Source organism: Spiribacter halobius (assembly GCF_020883455.1).
Classification (GTDB): Bacteria; Pseudomonadota; Gammaproteobacteria; order Nitrococcales; family Nitrococcaceae; genus Sediminicurvatus; species Sediminicurvatus halobius.
In genome coordinates this window covers 3,000,485-3,023,962 of record NZ_CP086615.1, presented here as the reverse complement: position 1 = coordinate 3,023,962, position 23,478 = coordinate 3,000,485, and the positions used below count along the sequence as shown (strand labels likewise).

The 23,478-nt window shown below is 73.1% G+C and carries 20 protein-coding genes and 1 riboswitch; of the genes, 10 read left to right on the top strand and 10 right to left on the bottom strand.

Translation table 11 applies throughout. The features are described 5' to 3' along the window. Positions 1 to 26: 26 nt before the first annotated feature. From LMH63_RS14150 to LMH63_RS14120, 7 genes are all read left to right on the top strand, one after another. Positions 27 to 1,283, top strand: coding sequence for an ABC transporter substrate-binding protein (locus tag LMH63_RS14150; protein ID WP_109680233.1), 1,257 nt, complete (start codon positions 27 to 29; stop codon positions 1,281 to 1,283). Beyond that, positions 1,280 to 1,792: a hypothetical protein gene (locus tag LMH63_RS14145; protein WP_109680232.1), complete on the top strand. Its 513-nt coding sequence runs from the start codon at positions 1,280 to 1,282 to the stop codon at positions 1,790 to 1,792. The genes LMH63_RS14150 and LMH63_RS14145 overlap by 4 nt, the downstream gene beginning before the upstream one ends. Continuing rightward, positions 1,789 to 2,634: a response regulator gene (locus LMH63_RS14140; protein WP_109680231.1), complete on the top strand. Its 846-nt coding sequence runs from the start codon at positions 1,789 to 1,791 to the stop codon at positions 2,632 to 2,634. Before LMH63_RS14145 ends, LMH63_RS14140 begins: the two co-directional genes overlap by 4 nt. Beyond that, entirely contained in the window at positions 2,606 to 2,971 is a 366-nt protein-coding gene (locus LMH63_RS14135) for a response regulator (protein WP_109680230.1), read from the top strand. The genes LMH63_RS14140 and LMH63_RS14135 overlap by 29 nt, the downstream gene beginning before the upstream one ends. Positions 2,972 to 2,977: 6 nt before the next feature. Continuing rightward, complete coding sequence (locus tag LMH63_RS14130) at positions 2,978 to 3,541, top strand: chemotaxis protein CheW (RefSeq protein WP_199225761.1); 564 nt, start codon at positions 2,978 to 2,980, stop codon at positions 3,539 to 3,541. Between the two features lie 76 nt (positions 3,542 to 3,617). Continuing rightward, positions 3,618 to 6,218 (top strand): methyl-accepting chemotaxis protein, encoded by a 2,601-nt coding sequence (locus LMH63_RS14125; protein WP_109680229.1) that lies wholly within the window; start codon positions 3,618 to 3,620, stop codon positions 6,216 to 6,218. Continuing rightward, positions 6,196 to 9,009, top strand: a complete 2,814-nt coding sequence (locus tag LMH63_RS14120; RefSeq protein ID WP_109680228.1) for a hybrid sensor histidine kinase/response regulator — start codon at positions 6,196 to 6,198, stop codon at positions 9,007 to 9,009. The genes LMH63_RS14125 and LMH63_RS14120 overlap by 23 nt, the downstream gene beginning before the upstream one ends. A 398-nt stretch (positions 9,010 to 9,407) precedes the next feature. Here LMH63_RS14120 and LMH63_RS14115 read toward each other — a convergent pair whose 3' ends face one another. Beyond that, a complete protein-coding gene (locus LMH63_RS14115) occupies positions 9,408 to 10,793 on the bottom strand; it encodes a sodium:solute symporter family transporter (RefSeq protein WP_109678761.1) in 1,386 nt (461 codons plus the stop codon). Further along, positions 10,783 to 10,887: riboswitch (TPP riboswitch) on the bottom strand. Its footprint overlaps the gene before it by 11 nt. Before the next feature lie 148 nt (positions 10,888 to 11,035). Here LMH63_RS14115 and LMH63_RS14110 point away from each other — a divergent pair. Beyond that, the gene (locus tag LMH63_RS14110) at positions 11,036 to 12,355 is read left to right on the top strand and encodes a DUF945 family protein (RefSeq protein ID WP_109678762.1); all 1,320 of its coding nucleotides are present in this window, start codon (positions 11,036 to 11,038) and stop codon (positions 12,353 to 12,355) included. 61 nt (positions 12,356 to 12,416) lie between these two features. Here LMH63_RS14110 and LMH63_RS14105 read toward each other — a convergent pair whose 3' ends face one another. Further along, positions 12,417 to 13,832 carry an L-serine ammonia-lyase gene (locus tag LMH63_RS14105; RefSeq protein WP_109678763.1) on the bottom strand — a complete coding sequence of 472 codons (1,416 nt, stop codon included), beginning with the start codon at positions 13,830 to 13,832 and terminating at the stop codon, positions 12,417 to 12,419. Positions 13,833 to 13,948: 116 nt separating this feature from the next. Next, positions 13,949 to 14,170, bottom strand: coding sequence for a hypothetical protein (locus tag LMH63_RS14100; protein WP_109678764.1), 222 nt, complete (start codon positions 14,168 to 14,170; stop codon positions 13,949 to 13,951). A 237-nt stretch (positions 14,171 to 14,407) separates the two neighbouring features. Here LMH63_RS14100 and LMH63_RS14095 point away from each other — a divergent pair, with 237 nt between their 5' ends. After that, positions 14,408 to 14,755, top strand: a complete 348-nt coding sequence (locus LMH63_RS14095; RefSeq protein WP_109678765.1) for a hypothetical protein — start codon at positions 14,408 to 14,410, stop codon at positions 14,753 to 14,755. On the opposite strand, the gene LMH63_RS14090 is transcribed toward LMH63_RS14095, so the two are convergent. The 4 genes from LMH63_RS14090 to LMH63_RS14075 all read right to left on the bottom strand — a co-directional run bounded on the left by LMH63_RS14090 (position 14,752) and on the right by LMH63_RS14075 (position 17,424). Further along, the gene (locus LMH63_RS14090) at positions 14,752 to 15,345 is read right to left on the bottom strand and encodes a hypothetical protein (RefSeq protein ID WP_199225664.1); all 594 of its coding nucleotides are present in this window, start codon (positions 15,343 to 15,345) and stop codon (positions 14,752 to 14,754) included. The two genes, LMH63_RS14095 and LMH63_RS14090, sit on opposite strands and share 4 nt — an antisense overlap. Before the next feature lie 180 nt (positions 15,346 to 15,525). Then, positions 15,526 to 15,951 (bottom strand): OsmC family protein, encoded by a 426-nt coding sequence (locus tag LMH63_RS14085; protein ID WP_109678766.1) that lies wholly within the window; start codon positions 15,949 to 15,951, stop codon positions 15,526 to 15,528. Between the two features lie 172 nt (positions 15,952 to 16,123). After that, positions 16,124 to 16,849 carry an SDR family oxidoreductase gene (locus LMH63_RS14080; RefSeq protein ID WP_109678866.1) on the bottom strand — a complete coding sequence of 242 codons (726 nt, stop codon included), beginning with the start codon at positions 16,847 to 16,849 and terminating at the stop codon, positions 16,124 to 16,126. Positions 16,850 to 16,863: 14 nt separating this feature from the next. Beyond that, on the bottom strand, positions 16,864 to 17,424 hold the full coding sequence (locus tag LMH63_RS14075; RefSeq protein ID WP_109678767.1) for a phosphoheptose isomerase family protein: 561 nt from the start codon (positions 17,422 to 17,424) through the stop codon (positions 16,864 to 16,866). Positions 17,425 to 17,579: 155 nt separating this feature from the next. Here LMH63_RS14075 and LMH63_RS14070 point away from each other — a divergent pair, with 155 nt between their 5' ends. Continuing rightward, positions 17,580 to 20,480 carry an FAD-binding and (Fe-S)-binding domain-containing protein gene (locus tag LMH63_RS14070; protein ID WP_109678768.1) on the top strand — a complete coding sequence of 967 codons (2,901 nt, stop codon included), beginning with the start codon at positions 17,580 to 17,582 and terminating at the stop codon, positions 20,478 to 20,480. A 155-nt stretch (positions 20,481 to 20,635) separates the two neighbouring features. Here the strand turns inward: LMH63_RS14070 and LMH63_RS14065 are convergent, their stop codons facing one another. The 3 genes from LMH63_RS14065 to LMH63_RS14055 all read right to left on the bottom strand — a co-directional run bounded on the left by LMH63_RS14065 (position 20,636) and on the right by LMH63_RS14055 (position 23,466). After that, positions 20,636 to 21,592 (bottom strand): sugar-binding transcriptional regulator, encoded by a 957-nt coding sequence (locus LMH63_RS14065; RefSeq protein WP_109678769.1) that lies wholly within the window; start codon positions 21,590 to 21,592, stop codon positions 20,636 to 20,638. Positions 21,593 to 21,676: 84 nt separating this feature from the next. Further along, a complete protein-coding gene (locus tag LMH63_RS14060; protein WP_109678770.1) occupies positions 21,677 to 22,528 on the bottom strand; it encodes a carbohydrate ABC transporter permease in 852 nt (283 codons plus the stop codon). After that, positions 22,525 to 23,466 (bottom strand): carbohydrate ABC transporter permease, encoded by a 942-nt coding sequence (locus LMH63_RS14055; protein WP_109678771.1) that lies wholly within the window; start codon positions 23,464 to 23,466, stop codon positions 22,525 to 22,527. Before LMH63_RS14055 ends, LMH63_RS14060 begins: the two co-directional genes overlap by 4 nt. Positions 23,467 to 23,478 lie beyond the last annotated feature (12 nt).

Below are 23,478 nucleotides of genomic sequence, written 5' to 3'. Positions count from 1 at the left end.
CGCCGTTCACGGACGAGGGGGGAGCCATGCGCACACGCACTGCGCTGGCCGGTGCCGCACTCGCGGTCACTGCACTGCTCACTGGCTGTTTCGGCGGAGACAGCGAACCCGGCATCACCGACGAGCGCATCGTCATCGGCTCCGTGCTCGCGCTGAACGGGCCGGCCAGCGGCCTCGGCAAGGGGATGCGAGCCGGCCTGGAGGCGGCCTTGCGCGGGCGCGAGGTGCGCGGGCGGCGGATCGAGCTGCGGGCGCTGGATGACTCCTACCAGCCGCCGAAGGCCGCCGAGAGCACCCGCCGGCTGCTGGACGAACCACCCGGCGTGTTCATGATGGCCGGCAACGTCGGCACCCCCACGGCCCAGGTCACGCTGCCCATCCTCAAGGAGGCGGGCGTGCCGGCAGTGGGGTTCTTCACCGGTGCCGGCGTCCTCCGCCCGGGCGACGGCGGGCCGATCCTCAACTACCGGGCGAGCTATCGCCAGGAGGTGGCCACCGTCGTCGAGGCCGCCCTGGCGGAGGGAGTGCAGCCCGGGGAGGTCTGCGCCTACGTCCAGAACGACGGTTACGGCATGGCCGGCATCATCGGCGTGCGCGAGGCACTGTCCCGGGCCGAGGCGCCGGAGCCGCTGCTGGACCGCTACGACGAGATCCTCGCCCGTTCCGGCGAGCGCCCGGTGCGCAACGGCATCGGGCCGGTGGGCGTCTACCGGCGCAACACCACCGACATCGAGCCGGGCTATCGCTCGCTGAAGGAATGGGAAGCCGCCAGCGGTCAGCGCTGCCGGCTCGTGGTCACCGTCGGCGCCTACGGCAATATCGCCCACTTCGTGCGCTATGCGGAGCAGCAGGAAGAGGCCTGGGTGGTCTCGGCCGTCTCCTTCACCGGCGCCGACAGCTTCCGCAGCGACCTCGCCCGCTACGGCATCGAGAACCGGGTGCTCATGACCCAGGTGGTGCCCTCCCTGGACGCCGATCTCGCCATCGTCGACGAGGCCCGCCAGGCCCTCGGCCCGGACTTCGGCTTCGTCTCGCTGGAGGGCTACATCGTCGGGCGGATGATTCTGCGTCTGCTGGAGGAGATGCCGGGTGACCTGACCCGGGAGAATTTCATGGCCCATGCCCGCGAGGCCCGCTTCGACCTGGGGGGCGTGGCCATCGACTTCACCCGCGACGGCAATCAGGCCTCCCGCTTCGTCGCCCTCAACCAGCTCACGCCCCGGGGCTGGGTGGCGGTGGATGCGAGCGCGGGCGTCTGGCAGCAGCTGCTGGCGGAGCGATGAGCAGCGAAGCTGTCCAGGACACCGAACGCGCCTGGCTGCTGCCGCTGCGTGGCGGCGTGCGCGCGGCGGCGGCGGAGTACGAGCTGCTGGAGGTCATTCCGCAGCCGCGGCTCGAGGGAGATCTGGGCGACGAGGCCACCCTGGCCTGGCGCGACCGGCTGCTGCCGGTGGTGGACCCCGCGGCGCCCTTCCATAGGGAGACCGAGGCGCCTTGGGCGGCCGTGGCCCGGGCACTGGACCCCGAGGGCACGGTGGTCTTCGCTGCTTTGCCGCTGGCCGCACCGCCGCAGGCGGTGACGGTGCATGACGGCCTCGCCTGCGAGCCGCCCCAGGGGACGCTTCGGGAACACCTGGTGTGGTCGCAGTTCGCCCTCGGCGCCTTCCGCGACGGCGCGACGGCGGTGCCCATCCTCGACCTGGGGCGTGTGTTCTCGGCGCCGGGTCGTGCCCGGCTCGCCCGCTACGCCGGCGCCGCCATCCACCGTTGTCCCGCGGAGGCGCCCGCATGAGCACACGCCGCTTCAGCCTGGGGATCTTCGGCTTCTCGGAGACCGAGCGCCGTGTCATGGCCAGCGCCACCCGCCTCGCTGCGAGCCGTGGGCGCGAATACAGCCTGCTCGACGGTGCGGCCCGCAGCGGTGCGGACATCGCCATCGTCGACATGGACGACCCGAAGGCGGTGGCGGACTGGGGCGGCGCCGAGGCCGATGCGCCGCCGGCGCTGCAGGTACACCGGACACCGCCGGAACACGCCGATGGGGACACGGTCACCCTGCGCCGGCCGTTCACCGTGCGCCGGCTGCTGGACGGCCTGGATGCCGTGGCCATGCGCAATTACCGCTATGTGCCGAGCCTGGTCATCGGCGAGGCCTCCGAAGGCAGCGGCAGCGCCGACAGCGAGGCGGTGCTGCAGGCCGCCAGTCGCGCCGCAGAGAGCGCGGAGCGCTCCGGTGCGCGCGCCCTGGTGGTGGACGACAGCGCCGCCGTGCGCCGGGTCATGGGCATCGAGCTCGGGCTGTTCGGCGTCGAGGTCACCTACGCCGAGACTGGCGAGGCGGCCCTGGAGCGGCTGCGCGATGACACCTTCGACCTGGTGTTCCTCGATCTCGTGCTGCCGGGGATGGACGGCTACGCCGTCTGCAAGCAGATCCGCCGCGATCCGCGCCTGCGCCGGCTCATGGTGATCATGCTCACCGGCCGCGGCTCACGCATCGACCGCATCCGCGGCGCCATGGCCGGCTGCACCGAATATCTCACCAAGCCTGTGGCCCAGGAGGCGCTGCACGAGGTGCTGCGCCGCCATCTGCTCAAGGAGAGCGACCATGCCCGTCAGCAAAGTACTGGTGGTTGACGATTCCGCCGCCGATCTCGTCCACATCCGGCAGATCCTGGAGGATGCCGGCTACCTGACGCTCACCGCCACCTCCGGCCGCGAGGCGGTGGCGACGGCCCAGAGCCAGCGCCCGGATCTCATCTTTCTCGACATCATCATGCAGGAGATGGACGGCTTCGAGGCCTGCCGGCGCCTTGCTAAGGACGACGCCACCAAGGACATCCCGGTGGTCTTCGTCACCAGCAAGAACCAGAAAGCCGACAAGGTCTGGGCGCAGATGCAGGGAGCGCGCGCCTTCATCACCAAGCCGTGCAGCCAGGAGGACATCCTGGGGCAGGTCACGGCCCTGCAGTAGGCCGGGATGACCGCGAGCACCCCCTCCGAGACGCGGGCGCCGCGCTGGCTGGCGCCAGTGGCCGCGTTGCGTCGCCACCGTGGGCGGCTGGCGGCCGCGGAGCTGCCCGCGGCCCCGGTGGCGGAGACGAGCGAGGCCGCCTGGGTGGCGCCCATTGGTCCCTGGCGGGTGATGTTCGACCCGGGGCTCGGTTGCGAGCTGCTGGAGCCGCGCCGCCCGACCCCGCTGCCAGGCGCGCCCGCATGGCTGCCCGGGGTGGTGAATCTGCGCGGCAACCTGGTACCGGTGTTCGATCTCGCGCAATGCGCGGATCCGCCCCAGCGCACCGTCTCGCCGCGGCTGCTTGCGGTGGGCGAGGGCGAGGCCGCTGCCGTGCTGGCCATCGGCGGCATGCCGTTCCGGCACGATCCGAACACCTTCGGGCCGCCGCTGGCGGACCCGCCCGCGGCGCTGCCGCCGGCGCTGGCCGGCGCCATCCGCGACGCCTGGCGGATCGACGGCGAGCTCTGGCTCGCGTGCGACCTGCCGGCACTGTTTTCCGAGCTCGGCCGCCAGGCCGGCAGGGCATGAACGGACCCGACCGGCGCCTCGCGATGGCGCGCGCCGGCCGAGGCTCAGCGACCACGACCGTCCGGGGGCAAGGGACATGAAGCTCCGACACAAGATCCTGCTGGGGGCCTCGCTGCTCGCGGTGCTGCCGGTGCTCGCCACCGGCGGCCTGATCTCGTTTCTCTCCACCGAGCTGGCGGAGCGCTCGCTGGTGGAACAGTCGCGGGAGCAGCTGACCACGATCCGTGAGCTCAAGGGCGAGCAGATCGAGGATTACTTCCGCATCGTGCGCGGCGAGCTGCAGACCGAGTCCGCCCGCGGGAGCGTGGTGACGGCCCTGCGCGAGCTGAGCGCCGCCGCCGCGGAGCTGGACGGGACGCTGGATCCTGCCGGGCCAGTCCCCGAGAGCGTTGCCGGCTTCTACCGCGACGATGCCGTGCGCCTCGCCCGCGAGCGTACCGGTCAGGAGGTGGACAATGAATCGCTGCTCGCCGGGCTCGACCCGCTCGCCGCCGCCCTTCAGCAGTCCTATCTGGTCGCCAACCCGAGCCCCGTGGGATTCAAGGACGAGCTGACCAGCGCCGGCGAGTCCGCCTACGACCTCGCCCACGCGCGCCATCATCCGGATCTTCGGGATATTGTGCGCGCCTCCGGGGACAGTGCCGGCTACACGGACGTGCTGCTGATCGACGGCGACAGCGCTCGCGTCGTATACAGCAGTGCCAAGGCCCTGGACTTCGGCGTCTCGCTGGAGGCGGAGGCCTACGCCGATACGGCGCTCGGGCGCGCGTTCCGGCGGGCCTGGGATGCGGCCAGCACCGAGGACGTGGTGTTCGCCGACTTCGCCGCCTACCGGCCCGGCTACGGCAGTCCGTCGGCCCTGATCGCCTCCCCCGTGGCGGCGGGTGGCGAGCGCGTGGGCGTGATGGTGCTGCGCTTCCCGCCGAATCGTATCGACGCGATCATGAGCAGCGCCGAGGCCTGGCGCCAGGCCGGCCTGCGCGAGACCGGCGAGACCTACCTCGTGGGCGCCGACGGCACCATGCGCAACGACAGCCGCTTCCTGGTGGAGGCGCGGGAGGACTACCTCTCGGCTCTCGGCGAGGCCGGCGTGGACGGTGACACCGTGCGCCGTATCGGGGAGAGCGGCAGCAGCGTGCTCCTGCAGCCGGTCCGCACCGACTCCGTGGAGGCCGCCTTCGCCGGGCGCACCGGCTTTCAGCGCGATACCGACTACCGCGGCGAGTCCGTGTTCGCGGCCTACGCGCCGCTGCGGGTGCAGGGGCTGAACTGGGCCATCGTCGCCCAGTTCGACGAGGCCGAGGCGCTGGCGCCGGTGGCCGAGCTGCGCACCTCGGTGCTGGGCGGCTCCGCCGCCGTGGGTCTGGTGGTGCTTGCCCTCGGCGGCGGCGCCGGCTGGGCCTTCACGCGCACGGTGACGCGCCCGGTGCGCCATCTCGAGGACACGGTGCGCCGCATCAGTGCCGGCGACGACGAGGCGCGGGCGCGCATGACCACCGGCGACGAGATGCAGACCCTGGGTGACGCCTTCGACGAGCTGCTGGACGAGCGTATCCGCCGCTACGAGGAGGCGCAGCGCGAGAACGAACGGCTCAACAACTCGGTGATCGAGCTGCTCAAGGCCGTGCATGAGCTCAGCCAGCACGACCTCACCGTCAAGGTCCCGGTCACCGAGGACGTCACCGGTCCGGTGGCGGACGCGCTCAACCAGATGGTGAGCGAGGTGGGCGAGCTGCTGCAGGAGGCCTCCGGGGTGGCCGAGCAGGTGGGCACCGCGTCGGCCCGGCTCAAGCGACAGGCCGAGGCGGTCAAGGAGATGGCTGGCCGCGAGGGCGAGGAGGTGGACGCCATGACCGCCGAGCTCGAGGCGGCGGCGCAGACCATGAGCCAGATCGCCGAGCTCGCCGAGCGCTGCGACCGCATCGCCGCCCAGGCCTCGGAGACCACCGGCACCGCGCTGGAGACGGTGAACGGCACGGTGCAGGGCATGGGCGTGATCCGCGAGCTGGTGCACGAGACCGAGAAGCGCATCAAGCGCCTCGGCGAGCGCTCCCAGGAGATCTCCGGCGCGGTGGACCTCATCAACACCATCGCCGAGCGCACCCACGTGCTGGCGCTCAACGCCGCCATGCAGGCGGCCGCCGCCGGCGAGGCGGGTCGCGGCTTCGCCGTGGTGGCGGACGAGGTGCAGCGGCTGGCGGAGAGCTCGCGCAACGCCACTTCCCAGATCTCCGGGCTGGTCCACAACATCCAGGTGGAGACCGCCGACACCATCACCACCATGGGCCGCACCATCAGCGAGGTGGTGGAGGGCTCGCGACTGGCCGAGCAGGCCGGTCAGGAGATGGCCCGCACCCGCGAGACCACCGGCGAGCTGGTGGCCGCGGTGCAGGAGATCGCAGGCGACTCCCGGCGCCAGGTGGAGGGCAGCACGTCGCTGCGCCGGCGTGCGGCGAGCGTGCAGCTCAGCACCCGCAATACCCGCGAGCGCCTGGACGAGCAGACCCGCCAGACCGGTGTGCTCGCCAACAGCGCCGGCAGCCTGCTGACCGCCATTCGCGCCTTCCGCCTGCCCGGCAGCGAGGGTGAGCCGGCCGGCGAGACCTACGAGCAGGCCGAGGCGGCGACCCCAACGGTGCGTACGGTGGGCGGCGGTGAGCAGCAGCGAGGTTCTTGACTGCCTCGCGGAGGCCGTCGCCGCCACGGCCGATCCCCTGGCCGAGGCGCTGGCGGAGTTCTGCGCGGCAGCGGATGAGGACACGGCCGCCGCGGCCCTGGAGCCCTGCATCGACGAGCTCGAGCGCCTGGGCGACGGCGCCCGGGCCGCCGGGCTCGAGGTCCTGGCCGAGGTCTGCGCGCGCCTGGGCGAGGGCCTGAGCGCGCTCTCCGTTGCCAGCGCCGAGGCACGGGTGGCGGTGATGGACGGGCTGCTGGACTGGCCCGCCGCCGTGCTGCATTACCTGCAGGAGCCGGAGGCGGAGACCGCGGCTGCCGGCCCGGTGACGGTGCTGGCCGATCCGGCCTGGCCGCAGCCCCTGGACGATGCCCAGGCCACCGCCCTGGTGGGCCGGCTCATGGACGACGCCGGCGGCGCCGAGCCGGAGGATCCGGCAACGGCGGGAGCGGCCGGCGTGCGCGAGGCCACGCCCGCAGCGGTCAGCCTGGCGCCGGCGGCGGGGGTCGACCCGCAGGTGGTGGATGCCTTCCTCCAGGATGCCCCGGAGCAGGCGGCGGGCCTCGCCGCCGCGCTGGCAGCGCTGGCCCGCGGCGAGGCCGCCGCGGCGAGCCGCGATACCGCCCGGCGACTGGCGCATACCCTGAAGGGCGCCGCCGCCGTGGCCGGCATCGAAGGCGTCGCCAATCTCACCCATCGGCTGGAGGACATCCTCGATCACCTGTCGGCCACGGACGGGGTCCCGGATGCCCCGCTGATGACGACCCTGACCGCCGCCTCGGACTGCCTCGAGGCCATGATCGACGCCCTGCTCGGCCGGGACCAGCCGCCGGCGGACGCGGTGGCGGTGCTGCAGGCTGTCATCGATGCGGCGGCGGCGCTGGAGACGGGCGCCCCGGCGCCCGAAGCCCCGTCGCGGCAGGCGCTGCCGGCGGCGGCAGAAGCAACCGCCGACCCGGCGTCGGCCCCGGACCATACCGGCGAGGCCGCTGAGCCCCAGCGCACCCTGCGCGTGCCCCTGCCGACCGTGGATACGCTGTTCCGCGTCACCGGCGAGCTTGCCGTGGAGGCCGGTCAGCTGGAGGCGGTCACCGAGCGCCTGCAGGGCCTGCAGCGGCGCCTCGCCGAGCAGGACCAGGTGGTCCAGCAGCGCATCTTCGAGCTCGAGGATCTGATCGACGTGCGTGACGTCGCCTCGGCGGGCTATGGGCTCGGCGCCGCGGTCGGCGGCGACTTCGACCCGCTGGAGATGGACCGCTACAACGAGCTGCACAGCTGCAGCCGGGCGCTGGCCGAGGCCGTTGCGGACTGGCGCGAGCTTCGCCTCGGGGTGGACGAGGAGATCGGCCGCCTGCGCACCCTGCTCGCCGGGCAGCGGCGCCTCAATCAGGACCTCGAGGCCAGCGTGCTCGCCACGCGCCTGCTGCCGGTGAGCGGCCTGGTCCCGCGGCTGCAGCGTGCCGTACGGCAGGCGGCCCGGGTGAGCGGGCGCGAGGCCAGTCTCGAGATCCAGGGGGAGTCGCTGCAGCTGGACGCCGAGATCCTCGACGGGCTCATGGATCCGCTGCTGCATCTGCTGCGCAATGCGGTGGACCACGGCATCGAGGCGCCATCCGTGCGCGCGGCCAGGGGTAAGCCCGCCAGTGGTCGCCTGCAGCTCAGCTTCAGCCGTGAGGGGAGCCTGGCGGTGGTGCGCTGCCGGGACGACGGCGCCGGCCTCGACCTCGACGCCATCCGCCATCAGGCCCGCCTGCGGGGCCTCGCCGAGGCCCCGGAGGGGCTCTCCGACGCCGCCGCGGCGCGGCTTGTGCTGCTGCCCGGCTTCTCTACCCGCGAGGCCGTCTCCCAGCTCTCCGGCCGCGGCGTGGGTCTGGACGTGGTCAACGACCGGGTGCGGCGGCTCAAGGGGCGGCTCGACATCCGCACGATGCCGGGCGAAGGCTCGGAGTTCATCATCCGCCTGCCGGCAAGCCTGGTGAGCCTCCACTGCCTGCTGGTGCAGGCAGGGGGGGAGCAGGTGGCGGTGCCGGGCAGCGACGTGCAGCGCGTGCCGCTGCCGGCCGCCGGCGGCATAGAGACGGTGGACGGCGAAACTCGCTACCGCAGCGGCGAGGAGGACTATCCGGCCATCAGCCTGGCGGCCCTCCTGGGCCGTCGTGCCGAGGCACCGCCGGCGGAGGCGCCGGTGTTGCTGGTGGCGGCGGACGAGGGCGTGACGGCGGTGGCCGTTGACACGCTGGTGGGTAGCCGGGACCTGGTGCTGAAGGGCTTCGGGCGCTATCTGCCGGCGCTGCCCGGCGTGCGCGGCGGGGCGATCCTCGGCGACGGCACGGTGACCACGGTGCTGGATCTGCCTGCGCTGCTGCGGGCGCCGGCGCTGACGGAGGCGGCCGTCGCCCTGGGCGAGGCGGCGGAGCCGCTGCGGGCCGGGGGCGCGGATGTGCTGATCGTGGACGATTCGCTGAGTGTCCGCCGGGCGCTCGGCCAGTGCCTGGAGGATGCCGGCTATCACGTGCGCCGGGCGCGGGACGGCGTGGAGGCGGTCGCGATGATCGCCGAGCGCACGCCGCAGCTGGTGGTGGCGGATCTGGAGATGCCGCGGATGAACGGCCTGGAGCTCACCCAGCGGCTGCGCGCGGACACGGCCACCCGCGCGCTGCCGGTGATCATGCTGACCTCCCGGGCGATGGAGAAGCATCGCCGCCAGGCGGAGGCGGCGGGGGTGACGGCCTATCTCACCAAGCCCTTCCAGGAGGAGGGGCTGCTCGACAGCGTCGCGACGGCGCTGGCGTGACTGCGCCGTGCTCGGCTGGGGCGAACGGGCCTGTGCCGTGCCGGGCGCGAGCGGTGGCAGGCGCGGCCGGGACACGCCGTGAATACGTCCCTGTAGGCTCGTAGGCGAGGTCCCTCTCGCCTACGGTCCCGGCCGCGCCTGCCACCGCTCGCTCTGATAGGTGGGTGCCCTCCGCCGCGACGAGGATGTGCCCGCCTGCACGCAGCTGTGCTGGGCGCAGGCGGAGGGTGGGGCGCCCGGGGCTAGTACAGCGCAGCGGCGCTTCTGAGGCGTTGCCCCCGTCGGACTCGGCGCGAGGGCGTGCCTCCCGCAGGCGCCGATACGACGGTGCCACCGGCACCGACCCCGTAGAAGCGGCGCCCCCGCCGCGAATCCCCCTTGGCAGCGGAGCCGCGTTGCTAGCGGCTGCTGACGACCACGGTCGCCGGGCGCAGCAGGCTCCAGCCGATGGTCACCACGCTGGAGGCGAGCAGCGCGCCGAGGAAGGGGCCGAGGGTGGGGACGCCGCCGGGGAAGCTGGCAGCGAGCAGGGCCTGGCTCAGGCTGCCGGTGGCGACAAGGCCCGGCAGCACGGCCCCGATCAGGCCGGCGAGGGCGCCGGCGACGGCGGCAGCGGCCGGCACGCGGTGCCAGAGGCCGAGCAGCAGCGGGACGACGGCGGTGGCGCATAGCAGGTCGGCGATCAGGAACAGGCGCAGCACGGAGATGCCCTGCAGGGCGACGGCGATCACGGGGATCATGAGCAGCGCGGTAATCCAGCGCGCCGAGTTGAGCGAGCGGTTGCCGGCCTCGGTGGCGGCCAGCGACGCCAGGCCGTTCTGGAGGGTGTCCACGGACGAGGCGACCAGGGTGACGCCGAGCACCAGCGCCGGCAGCGAGAGCCAGGCAGGGGCCTCGCCGAGCAGCGCGAAGAAGGGGATCGGGGGCTGGCCGAGGGGCAGGCCGCTGCGGGCGGCGAGGACGCCCAGGCCACCGACGACGGCGACCACGGCCACGGTCGCGGCGCCGCCCACCAGCGCGCCGCGGCCGAGGGCGGCGTCGTCGCTCGCCGCCCAGAGGCGCTGCCAGTAGCCCTGATGGAACAGGTTGGCCGCGGTGACGGCGATGACCAGCGTGGCGGCCACGGCGAGGGCATCGGGCAGGGGCGCGCTGGCGGCTTCCGGCGCCGGCGCGGCGTCCACGGGCAGCGCGGTCACGGCGGCGGTCCCCACCAGCGCGAGCAGGGCCAGCAGCAGCCAGGCCTGCCAGCGGTCGGTGACGAGGCTCGCCCGCAGCCCCCCCACGGCGGTGTAGATCAGCGTGGCGAGGGCGACGCCGAGGGTGGCGAGGCGGCCGTCGACGCCGGAGAGCAGGCCGGTGATGGCACCCACCGCGGTGAGCTCGGCGGCGAGGAAGCAGAGCATGTAGAGCACCGAGAGCAGCGCCACCCAGCGCCGCATCGGGGCACCGAAGCGCTCGCGGGCGAACTCCGCGAGACTGCGTCCCGCCGGCAGCCGGCGCCGGATGGCCGGCCCGCAGGCGCCGAGCACCAGGAACGGCAGCGCGGAGCCCAGGGCATAGCCGGCCACGGCCACCGGGCCGACGAAGGCGCCGACCTCGGGCGGCGCGAACAGGATCCAGGCGCCCATGCCGGAGGCGAGGAACGAAAGCCCCAGCGTGCCGGCGGACTGGCTGCCGCGGGCGGTGAGGTAGTCGTCGAGGCCGTCCGCGCGACGGGCGCGCAGGCCGAGGACGGTGAACAGGACAAGGGCCGCGGCCACGGCGGCGAGGGTGATGGCGGTCATGTCGCGCTTCCTCCACCGGTATGAACCGGATCAGGTTCCAGGGTCTGCGCGCTGCGCACTCTCAGCCCCCGATGGGACTCCCCTGGCGACTCGGGTACGGATTGTGGTGCCGGCCGACAAGCGGTCGACGCGTGGTACTGTGCCGTTGATCCGGCGGGGCCGCAACCCGTGTATCAATCGGCGCCGGCGGCCGGCGCTGGCCGGGATACCGATCCGTCCACCGAGTGACCAGGGAGGGAGCGATGAGGAAGCGATGGCGATACGGCGCCGCGGCGGTGATCCTGCTCGCGGCCGGCGGGGCCGCGGCGCTGCCCTGGGTGAACGGGCTGCGCGCCGAGAACGCGGTGCGCGCCGGCGTGGCGGCTGCCGAGTCGCGACTCGCCGCGGACCCGCGCAGTGACGCCTCGCTGGCGCTGGTTCGCTACCAGCGCGGGCCGCTGGGCGGCGAGGCCGTGGCTCGGCTGCGCTTCCCGGAGAGCGAGGAGGGCAACGAGCTGCGTGCCGCGCTGGGCCTGCCGCCCGGCCCCAGCACCTTGGATATCCGTCTCGATCTCGAGCACGGGTTGACCGGGGTCGACCTGACCGGCCGGCTGGTGCCCGAGGGCCTCGTCGGCGCCGTGCTCGAGCGGCTCGGTGGCAACGCCGACAGCCTCACGCTCAGGGGCCGGGTAGGGGTGATGGAGCGCCGGCTCGAGATCGCCTCGGCCCGGCTGGCCGGTGCGCTGGACGAGGCCGGCGACCAGCAGCTCCGGGTCGAGCCGCTCGCCGCGTCGCTGGACTTCGATGCCGGCTCCGGGCTGGCCACCGGCCGCCTCGCCTGGGACGGGCTGACGCTGACGGCGGCGGCGACGGATTCCCGGCTGGCCATCGGCACGGTAGCGGTGGACGGCGAGGGCACGCTCATCGCGGGGGATGCCGCCGGCGGGCTCTGGGCGGGCAGCAGCGAGGTCCGGGTGGGGCCGGTCCGCCTGGTCGAGGACGGCCGGGTTCTCGGCGCCTTCAGCTCGCTGGTGATTCGCTCGCAGACCCGCCGTGCCGGCGACGATCGCCTCGCGGCGGAGCTGGACGGCACGCTGGAAGGCCTGCGCACCGTCGATGCGGATCTCGCGGGTGGACGGCTCGAGCTGCGGGCCGATGATCTGTCCGTGCCGGGGCTGCTCGCCCTCAACGAGGCGGGGGCGCAGGGTAACGTGTCCGAGGAGGGCCTTGCCGCTCTGCTTGCCGCGGCGCCGGTGTTCCGCGTACAGGCCCTGGAGCTCGAGGGCGCCGGCGGCGGCCGGCTCAGTCTGACCGCCCGCGTGGCGCTGGCCGCCGGCGCCGCCGAGCGCGTGCCGGGGGTGGTCGCAAGCGGCGGGCAGGCCCTGCTGCCCTACGTGGACGGCGAGCTCGCCCTGCGCGTGGACCGCGCCATCAGCGATGACCTGCCCGACGGGCTCGCCGGTCTGCTGGGTCAGCTGCAGGCTTTCGGCGCGCTGGTGGCGGAGGGGGACGAGGCGCGGCTCGATGCGAGCCTCAGCGACGGCCGCCTGACCCTCAACGGCCGTACCTGGCCGCTGTTCTGAAGACTATCCCGCATAGCTCCACGCCCTCGCTACGCGAATCGGTGAGACAGGCGGGCTGACGTCAGCACTCGATGACGTTCACCGCGAGGCCGCCGCGGGCGGTCTCCTTGTACTTGTCGAGCATGTCGCGGCCGGTCTCGCGCAGGGTGCGGATGGCCTTGTCCAGAGAGACGTAGTGCTGGCCGTCGCCGCGCAGGGCGAGGGTCGCGGCGTTGATGGCCTTCATCGCCGCCACGGCGTTGCGCTCGATGCAGGGGATCTGCACCAGGCCCGCCACCGGGTCGCAGGTCATGCCCAGGTGGTGCTCGAGGCCGATCTCCGCGGCGTTCTCCACCTGCTCCGGGCTGCCGCCGCAGACCTCGGCGAGCCCGGCCGCCGCCATCGCACAGGCGGCGCCCACCTCGCCCTGGCAGCCCACCTCGGCGCCGGAGATCGAGGCGTTGCGCTTGATCAGCCCGCCGATGGCCGCGGCAGTCAGCAGGAACCGGCGCACGCCGTCGGGGTCCGCGTCGGGGACGAAGTCGCGGTAGTAGTGCAGAACCGCAGGGATGATCCCCGCGGCGCCGTTGGTCGGCGCGGTGACGACACGCCCGCCGGCGGCGTTCTCCTCGTTCACCGCCAGGGCGTAGACGTTCACCCAGTCCATCGCCGCCAGCGCCGGGGCCACCCGGTCCACCCGGCCGCCGGCGCGCAGCTGGCGGTGCAGGGCCGCCGCCCGGCGGCGCACATGCAGCCCACCGGGCAGCTCGCCCTCGGCGGCCAGTCCGCGCTGCACGCAGTCCTGCATGGCCGCCCAGATGGCGTCGATCCCGGCATCGATGGCGGCGTCGTCACGCCAGAGGCGCTCGTTGGCCCGGGCCAGGTCGCTCACACGCAGCCCGGTCTCGCGGCAGTGCCGGAGCAGCGCATCCGCGGTGGCGAAGGGAAAGGGGACCGGGTCGTTGCGCTCGCGCAGGCCACTGTCCGGGTCGCGGATGAAGCCGCCGCCCACAGAGTAGTAGGTGCGCTGCCGGAGCACGTCGCCGTCGCCGCCGAGCGCGGTCAGGATCAGGCCGTTGGGGTGCTCGGGCAGGGATTCGCGCTTGTGATAGACGAGATCCGTGGCCTCGTCGAGGGCGATGCTCCGCTCGCCAGCGAGCCTGAGCTCGCCGGTTTCGCGCCGCGCGGCGGTGCGCTCGCGCATGGCGTCGGGGTCGACCGTATCCGGTGCTGCCCCCTCCAGGCCCATGAGCACCGCCGGGCCGGTGCCATGGCCGCGTCCGGTGGCGCCCAGCGCCCCGTAGAGGTCGATCCGCAGGCGTTGCACCGCCGCGAGCAGGCCGCCATCCCGCAGCCCGCTCGCGAAACGCCGCGCCGCCTCCATCGGGCCCACCGTATGCGAGCTGGACGGCCCGATGCCGATGCGGAAGAGCTCGAACAGGGAGATGGCGGGCCCCGGCTCTGCGGCCGTGGAATGGGTTGGGGAGGGTGTGGCCATGAGGCCTCCGGCAGCCGCGTATCAACGTGACCCGTATTGCACCGTGATTCCGTTGCGACCGTGTGCTCCGGGACGGCGTCAGGCTTGGTGGCTGCGACGGCGAAGGTACGGCGCCGTCACTCCCGGCGCTGGCGCGTGCCCGGGCCACGCAGGCCGCAGTCGCCGAGCACGCTCGCGAGGCCGTAGTGCATGAGATGCAGGGCAATCGCCGCGAGGCAGACGGCGAACAGCGTCACGCCGATGCTTGCGAGCAGCCCCCCCTCGGGCGAGGCGGTCAGCGCCGTACCCAGGCCGAGCACCATCAGCGCGGCGGCGAGCAGCAGTTCCAGCTTGCGCATGCAGACTCCGGAGTGGTTGCGGTTTCCTAGAACACTAGCCTGCCTTGCCGGCCAGTGCACGGGTGCCCGGGCGCGTCGCCTCCCTGCCCTGGCGCGTCAGCGGAATTGACAGCCGCGGCGCCGGTTGGCGGCGGGGATTCCGCCGCGCGCCGCTGGTGGCGGGCCTGCGGCTCCACGCACCAGATTGGCCCGTGTCTTGCTGCGCATTGGGCATAGCGACCGGCTGGAGGGCTGGATATGGGGCAAACCGAGGTGGTGGCGGTCGCGACCAGGGGCTGCGCGGATCCACTGGACGACGAGCGGCGGCAATATCGCGGCACGGCCGGGGAGAGCGCGCTGGCGGTTGGTCTCGGCCTGCAGCCGGCCTTTCGCGACGAGGGCACCGGCGAGGTGGTGGCGGCGCGCTTCGCGGACGGCCGCCCGGCACCGCTACACGTGCTGGACGGGCTGCCCGAGGGCTGGATCGCGGCGCGGGATGACAACGGCCGCGCCCTGAGGACGCGGCCGGATGTGGTGTGCGGCTTCCTCGCCGCCGGGCGCTTCTACACCCGCGCCGAGGCCGCCGCCTGCTTCGCCAGGCGCTAGCGGCCGCCGCCGGAGCCGCCGCCTCCGCCACCGGAGCCGCCTCCGCCGCCGGCACCACCGCCGCCGCCGGGACCGCCCCCGCCGCCGGGACCGCCTCCGCCTCCGGGACCGCCCCCACCGCCAGGACCGCCCCCACCTCCGGGGCCGCCACGGCCATTGCCGGCGCCACCCCGGTTGTCGGCGGACATGCCGCGGTTGCCACGCTCATCGCCCTGACCGAGGCCGCGACCGTCGCGGGCCCGCTCGGCCACGGCCTGACCACCGGACTCGACGGCGAGGGTAGCGGTGTCGAGGCCGAATGCCGCGTCCTCCGGTGCCTCTTCCCGGGCCCGCGCCAGTGCGTCCAGCGCGGCCTCGCGCTCTTCTTCGCCGAGCTCGTCCTCCTCACCGGACAGGATCGCCTCGCGGGCGGTCTCGAGACCCTCGATGGCCTCAGGCGGTGCTTCCTCGAGGGCCCGGTCGATGGCCGCCACGGCCTCGGCGCGGTCGTCGGCAGCCAGTGCGTCCCCGGTGTCCGAATCGTCCTGCGCCAGTGCGGGTGAGGCGGCCAGTGCCAGGGCGCCGGCCAGCAGCAGGTGTCTCAAGGTCATGGTGTTGCTCCTCCGATTGCGCGGGTGCGTCGATGTCGACCCCGTCACAACTCGAGAATGGGCGCGCGACGCCGCAATGACAAACCTCGAGGCGGAAATCGCGGAGGAACGGCGGAGGAACGCCGCGGGACGGGCGTTCGCGGCGGTGTTGGGGGGCGGCGACGGCCGCCCCCGGCGACACTACTGCAGGCTTGCGTCGAGGCTGATCTCCGCCCCGGCGAGCACCTTCGACACCGGGCAGCCGGCCTTGGCGGCCTCGGCGTGGCGGAGGAAGTCCGCCTCCGAGAGCCCGGGCACGCGGGCCACGGTGACGAGCTCGATACGGGGAATGCTCGGTCCGTCGGCGCCCATCTCCAGATGCACGTGGGCCTCGGTGCGCACCGACTCGGGTGCGTGCCCCGCCTCGGCGAGCATGTTGGACAGCGCCATGGAGAAGCAGCCCGCGTGGGCCGCGGCGATCAGCTCCTCGGGATTGGAGCCGTCGCCCTCCTCGAAGCGCGAGCGGAACGAGAACGCGCCCTCGTAGGCGCCACTGCCAAGGCGCATGCGGCCGCTGCCGCTCTTCAGGTCGCCCTGCCACTCGGCGTTGGACTTGCGTACTGCCATGTCGTCGCTCCTCGATCCTGTCGGCGGAATGAACCGAGCCGGCAGACGATGCCGTGTCGGGATCAACCCCGAGGATGGCGCTCGCAGCGACCCCGTGCAAGCCGCCAGGCGGCTGCGCCAGGCCCGCCTGCGTGGCGCAGCCGGGGCGCCCGCGGACGAGCGCCGTCGCGGGTCAGCCGGCGCTGAAGCCGCCGTCCACCGGCAGACTGATGCCATGGATCATGGCGGCATCGGGCCCGAGCAGGAAGGCCACGGCCGCGGCTACTTCCTCCGGCTCGGCGAAGCGTCCGAGGGGTATGCGGGCGCGCATGCGGGCCGCCTTGTCCGGATCGCTCCAGGCCTTCTCCGCCATCGGCGTGCGGGTCACCACCGGGTCCACGCTGTTGACGCGGATGCCGTAGGCGCCCCATTCCACCGCCAGCACCCGGGTGAGGGCATCGAGGCCGGCCTTGGAGGCGCAGTACGCGGCGTGGCCGGGGGTGCCCACCCAGGATGCGATGCTCGAGACGTTGACGATGGCGCCGCCGCGCTCCCGCTCGATCAGGCTGCGCGCCACCAGCTGGGCGAGGACCAGGGGCGCGACGGTATTCACGGCGAGGGTGGAGAAGAAGGTGGCTGCGTCCGTGTCGAGCGCCGGCTGCACCGTCACCGTGCCGGCGCAGTTGACCAGCCCGTCGAGGGGCAGCAGCGGAGCGACCGCCGTCGCCAGTGCCTCCGGCGTTGCAAGGTCACAGGCGAGGGTGGCGCAGCCGGTCTCCTGCTGCAGCCGCTCCAGATCGCCGCGGCTGCGCGCGAGGCCAATCACCTCGGCGCCCTCGGCCTGAAGCCGTGGCACGACGACGGCGCCAATGCCCCGACCGGCGCCGGTGACCAGGATGCGCTGACCTTCCAGCCTCATGGCGGCCTCCTCGCTCATTCGAGGTTGGTGTGACGGGCGCGCATGGCGGCCTCGTCGGCGCCCAGGCGCTCGCGCAGCCGGCGCACCAGCAGCTCGCCGAAGACGAACAGCGCCCCTTCGTAGGCACTGCCCATGGGCAGCACGGCGTCGCCGGCGCCGGCGGCGGCCATGGTACGGGCCGGCAGCCGCACCACGTTGTGCGCCAGGGCGCCCAGCCCCGGCTCGGGCTGTGCGGTGAGCAGGGCCACCCGGGCGCCTGCCCCGCGCGCCACGCCCATCAGCGCCTCGACGGTGGCGAAGTGCCCAGGGCCGGCGCTGGCGAGCAGCAGGTCCCCGTGGCCGAGCGGCGGAGTGGTCATGTCGCCCACTACCGAGGCATCGAGCCCCAGGTGGTACAGGCGCATGGCGAGGGCCCGCAGCATCAGCCCTTCCCGGCCGACGCCGTGGACAGCGATGCGCCGCGCGCCGCCGATCTCCTCCGCCAGGGTCTCGAGCGCCGTGACCGGCACCTCGGCGAACACCGTGGCGATCTCCTCGCAGGCCTTGTGGGCAGGGTCTTGCAGGGTCGTGGACATGGGGGCTCCTCCTCGGGTGCCGGGACGGGTTTCGCGCCGCACCGGGAGCACCTATCGTCGGTCGCAGCAACCGGCGGGCGCACCCGGTTACATTTGTTTTAATCCAGCAACAAATGTAATTTGAGTTCGCGATCTCCGCCACCCAGGGAGGCACGATGGCGACTGTGGCGCGACCCGGCACGCACATGGATGACTCGGCCCTGGCGGCGGCGCTGCGCCGGCGGGTGGCCGGTGATGTCGGCTTCGACGCCGGCAGTCGCGCCCTCTACGCCACCGATGCCTCCAACTACCGCCAGGTGCCCCTCGGCGTGGTCGTGCCCAGGGATCGGGCGGACGTCATCGCCGCCCTGGCGGTGGCGCGCGAGCACGGCGTGCCGGTGCTGCCCCGGGGCGGCGGCACCAGTCTCGCCGGCCAGGCCTGCAACTTCGCCCTGGTGCTGGACGCCTCGCAGCACTGCCGGCGCCTGCTGGCGCTCGATCCGGAGGCGCGGCTGGCCACCGTGGAGCCGGGCATCGTCTGCGATACGCTCAATCAGGCGGCGGCCCCTCACGGCCTGTACTTCGGGCCCGATCCCTCCACCCACAGCCGCTGCACCCTCGGCGGCATGATCGGCAACAACGCCTGTGGCGCCCATTCGGTGGTGGCGGGCAAGACCGTCGCCAACGTCGAACGGCTCACGGTGCTCACCTATGACGGCCTGGAGCTCGAGGTGGGGCCGACCCCGGAGGACGAGCTCGAGCGCATCATCGCCGCGGGCGGCCGCCGCGGCGAGATCTATGCCGGACTGCGGGCGCTGCGCGACCGCTATGCGGAGGTGATCCGCCGCGGCTTCCCCGCGATCCGCCGGCGTGTCTCCGGCTACAACCTGGATGCGCTGCTGCCGGAGAACGGCTTCGACGTCGCCCGCGCCCTGGTGGGCACGGAGGGCACCTGCGTCACCCTGCTCGACGCCACCGTGCGCCTGCTGCCGCGGCCCGCCCACCGCGTGCTCGCCGTGCTCGGCTACCCCGACATCTGCACCGCCGGCGACCATGCCCCGGCCATTCTGGAAACCGGGCCCCAGTGCATCGAGGGCCTGGATGAACACATCATCGGCGACATGCGCAAGAAGGGCCTGGAGCTCGGCGCCATCCGGCGCCTGCCCCAGGGCCAGGCCTGGCTCATGGTGGAGTACGCCGGCGCCACGCCGGAGGCCGCACGCGAGGCGGCGGAGGCGGCGCTGGCGGGGCTCGGCGCGCCCTGCCTGGCGCAACGGCTCTACACCGACCCGGCGGACCAGGCCACCGTCTGGTCCATCCGCGAGAGCGGGGCGGCGGCCACCAACGCCGTGCCCGGCGAGCCGGAGACCTACCCCGGCTGGGAGGACGCCGCCGTGGACCCGCAGCGGGTGGGGGACTACCTGCGCGAGTACCGGGCGCTGCTCGCCCGGTACGGCTACAAGTCCTCGCTCTACGGGCACTTCGGCGACGGCTGCATCCACGGGCGGATCACCTTCGATCTCTCCAGCGAGGACGGCGTGGCCGCGTGGCGGCGGTTCATGGAGGAGGCTGCGGACCTCGTGGTGCGTTTCGGCGGCTCCCTCTCCGGCGAGCACGGTGACGGCCACGCCCGAGCGGAGCTCTGGCCGCGCCTGTTCGGCCCGGAGCTGATGCGCGCCTTCGCCGAGTTCAAGCGCATCTGGGACCCGGACGGTCGCATGAACCCCGGCAAGCTGATCGCGCCCTACCGGCTCGACGAGCACCTGCGCACCGGACGCGGCCAGCGGCCGAAGGAGCCCGCCACCTACTTCACCTTCGAGCGCGACGAGGGCCGCTTCTCCCGCGCGGCCGGGCGCTGCGTGGGGGTCGGCAAGTGCCGGCGCGTCGCCGGCGGGGTGATGTGCCCGAGCTACCGCGCCACCGGCGAGGAGCGCCACTCCACCCGCGGCCGGGCGCGGCTGCTGTTCGAGATGCTGGAGGGGGATCCGCTCGCCGATGGCTGGGACAGCGAGCCGGTGAAGGAGGCCCTGGACCTCTGCCTCGCCTGCAAGGGCTGCCGGCACGAGTGCCCGGTGCAGGTGGACATGGCCACCTACAAGGCCGAGTTCATGGCGCACTACTACGAGCGCCACCGCCGCCCGCGCCAGGCGCTCAGCATGGGGCGGCTGCGCGAGTGGGTGACGCTCGCCGCCTACGTGCCCTGGCTCGTGAACGGCGTTGCAGCGACCCCCGGGCTCTCCGCGCTCGCCAGGCGCATCGCCGGCATCGCCCCGGAGCGGGCCATCCCTCGCCTGTCCTCGCGGCCGTTCCGGCGCCGCTGGCGGCCGAGCGGCCGGGGCAGGCGCGGGCCGGTGCTGCTCTGGGCGGACACCTTCAACGACCACTTCCACGCCGGCACGCTAGTGGCCGCAGCGGAGGTGCTGGAGCGCTGCGGCTTCGAGGTGCGCCTGCCGCGCCGGCCGGTCTGCTGCGGGCGTCCGCTGTACGACTTCGGGCTGCTGACCACGGCCCGCCGGCGGCTCGCGCAGGTGCTGAGCGTGCTGGGCGAGGAGATCGACGCCGGGGTGCCGGTGGTGGGCCTTGAGCCCGCCTGCCTGGGGACGTTCCGCGACGAGCTGCCGAACCTGCTCCCGGACGACCCGCGCTCGGCGCGGCTCGCCGCCAATACCTGGACGCTGCCCGACTTCCTGGCCCTGCGCGAGGATCTGGACTGGCCGCGCCTCGAGGGGCGTGCCCTGGTCCACGGGCACTGCCACCACAAGGCCCTGCTCGGCGGCATGGATGGCACCCGGCGGCTGCTGGAGCGCCTCGGCCTGGAGGTGGAGATGCTCGCCTCGGGTTGCTGCGGCATGGCCGGCAGCTTCGGCTTCCACCCGGACAAATACGAGCTGTCGCTGCGCATCGGCGAGGAGACCCTGCTCCCGGCCGTGCGCGCGGCCGCCCCGGACACGCTCATCGTCAGCGACGGCTACAGCTGCCGGGAGCAGATCGTGCAGACCACGGGGCGGGAGGTGCTGCATACCGCGGAGGTGTTGCGCCGGGCGCTCGGGGGGTCAGGTTATGAGGTGATGAAGTGATGAAGTGATGAAGTGATGAGGTGATGACGTCCGTCGCGGCGGCGCCTTCCGCGCGGCAGGCGTTCCCTGCTCATCACTTCATCACCTCATAACCTCATCACGCGAGCGCAGCCGCGAGCCCGAACCCAGGCAATCATCTCATCACCCGTCACCCGTCACCCGTCACCCGTCAGCGCCGCCGCGGTCTCCTCGTCGGTCACGAACGCGTCGGCATAGCCGCCGAGGAGCACCGCGCGGTTGACCTCGCGCTTGTGGGCGCCGCCGGAGAGGAACACCGTGCGCGGGATGCGGTACAGGGCCTCCAGGTCAACCGCTACGGTGCGCCGGTTGAGGGAGTGCTCCACCGGCCGACCCCGGGCGTCGATGAAGTGGCCGATGACGTCCCCCACCGCACCGGCGGCGAGCAGCTCGTCCAGATCCCCCGGATGGGAGAGGCCGTACTCGACGATCAGGGACTGCGTGATGTCGCCGGCGGTGAGGATGGCGAGGTCGCTCGCCAGCGCCTTCTCGTGGGTCTCGCGGATCGCGCCCTGGCGCAGGATGATGTCCCGGTCGGCCTCGCTGGCGGCATAGATGGGCGCGGCGTAGAAGTGGCGGTCGGCGCCGTAGCGGTCGGCGAAGTCGGAGACGATCTCGAAGGTGTTGATGCGCGAGCAGTGGGCGAGGCCGCCCTGCAGGCAGACCACCGATAGGCCGCGCCGGGGACGGGCGGGCAGGGCGCGGATCAGCGCGCGCAGGGTCTGGCCCCAGCCGATGCCGACGGTCATGCCGTCGGCGATGTGCTCGTCGACGTAGCGCGCCGCGCCAACGCCGAGGGCGTCCCGCACCAGCTCCGGGTTCTCCGGTGTGGGCACCACCACAGCCGCTTCCAGCCCGTAGCGCTGCACCAGCGCCTCCTCCAGCGCCACGCAGGAGGCCAGCCGGCTGTTGATGGTGATCTGCACCACGCCGTTCTCGCGGCACGCGGCGAGCAGCCGGTTGACTCGCACGCGGCTGGTGCCGAGGCGGTTGGCGATCTCCTGCTGGGTGAGGTTGCCGACGAAGTAGTACCAGGCGACCCGCGCCTGCAGCTGCTCGTCGGGGTCGATGGCGCCCGTCTGTGCTGGCTTCATGCTCCCGATTTCCTCGTCGCCGCCCGGCCGCGGCCCCGGCGAACCTTAAACCCGAAACCCGCAACCCGAAACCGGCGCGACGCGCTATTTCACCGCCCCCATGGTCAGCCCCTGCACCAGGCGTCGCGAGACGATGAGCGCGAACACCACCATGGGCAGCACGATCATGGTGCCGGTGGCCATGATCTCGCCCCACGGCAGCTCGTAGCCGCTCATGAAGCTGGTGGCGGCGAGCGGGGCCGTGCGCGCCTCGCTGCGGGTGAGCACGAGCGCATACAGGAGATCGTTCCACGCGAAGATGAACGAGAGGATGGCCGAGACCACCACGCCGGGCATGGCGAGCGGCAGGTTGATGCGCCAGAAGATGGTCCAGGCGCCGGCGCCCTCAAGGCGCGCGGCCTCGTCCAGCGCCACCGGCACGCCGCGGAACTGGTCGGTGCAGATCCACACCACGATCGGCAGGGTGAAGGTGAGGTAGAGCAGGATCAGCACCAGGTGGGTATCGATCAGCCCCAGGCTGTTGGCGATCAGGAATACCGGCACCGCCAGCACGATGGGGCTCACCATGCGGTTGGTGATGTACCAGAACCACAGCTCGCGCTTGCCGCGGAACTCGTAGCGGGCGAGCGCGTAGGCGGCGGGCGTGCCGAGCAGCACCGCGAGCACCGTGGTGCAGCTGGCGACGATGGTGGAGTTGAGCAGCGCGTGGGCGACGCCGTAGTCGAACAGCGCCGCCTCGTAGTTCTTCAGCGTCGGGGTGAACAGCCATACCGGATCCCGCGCCACGGCCTCGGCACGGGTCTTCAGGCTGGTGGTCACCATCCAGTAGAAGGGGAACACCGAGGTGAGAAACACCACGGCGAGCCCGAGGAAGTGCCAGACGGAGGCGCGGGCGCGCCGTCCCGCGGCACGGGGGGCGGTGGCGGTGACGCTCATTGCTCGGCCTCCCGGTAGACGTAGCGGATGTACAGGCGCGAGAGCACGATGCAGAGCACCAGCAGCAGGATCGCCTGCGCCGAGGCGGTGCCCTGGTCGAAGACGCGGAAGGCGATGCGCTGGATGTACACGCTGATCAGCTCCGTGGCGGAGCCGGGTCCGCCGCGGGTCATGGTGAAGATCTTGTCGAACTCCTTGAGGATGTCCGCCGTGCGCAGGATGAGGATGGCGGTGAGCCCTGGCAGCAGATAGGGCAGCTGCACGTGACGCAGGATCCGCCAGGCACTCGGCGTCTCCAGGCGCGCGGCCTCCTCGGTCTCCCTGGGCACCATGCTGAGGCCGGCAAGCAGGATCAGCGTGCAGAACGGCGTCCACTGCCAGACGTCCATGATCACCAGCGCCGCATAGGCCCGCGTGGGGTCGCCCAGCCAGTCGGTGGTGGGGATGCCCACCCAGCCCAGGATCTCGTTGGCGACGCCGAACTCGCGGTTGAAGACCAGCCGCCCGATGAGGCCCACCACGGCGTAGGTGGTGGCCATGGGGATGACCAGCGACACCCGCGCCAGCGCGCGCATGAAGCCGAGGCCCGGGCGGTGCAGCAGCAGCGCGGCCCACAGCCCGATGGCGATCTCGATGGGCACGGCCGTCACCAGAAAGCCCAGAGTGCGCCCGAGTGAGCTCCAGAAGGTGCCGTCGCCGAGCACGTGGGCGTAGTTCTCGAGGCCGACGAACGGCTTCCCCGCCATGGGTCGGGCAAGGTTGTACTCGTGCAGCGAGTTCCAGACCGCAAACAGGATGGGCGCGAGGCCGATGGTGAGCAGCGCGATCACCGACGGGGCGATGAACCAGAACGCCGGCCGGCGCGAGAGCCCGCGCGGGCGGCGCCGCTGCGGTGTCGCGGTCGCCGCGGCGGCCTCGGGGGTGGAGCTGCTCGGCATGCGGATCCTCTC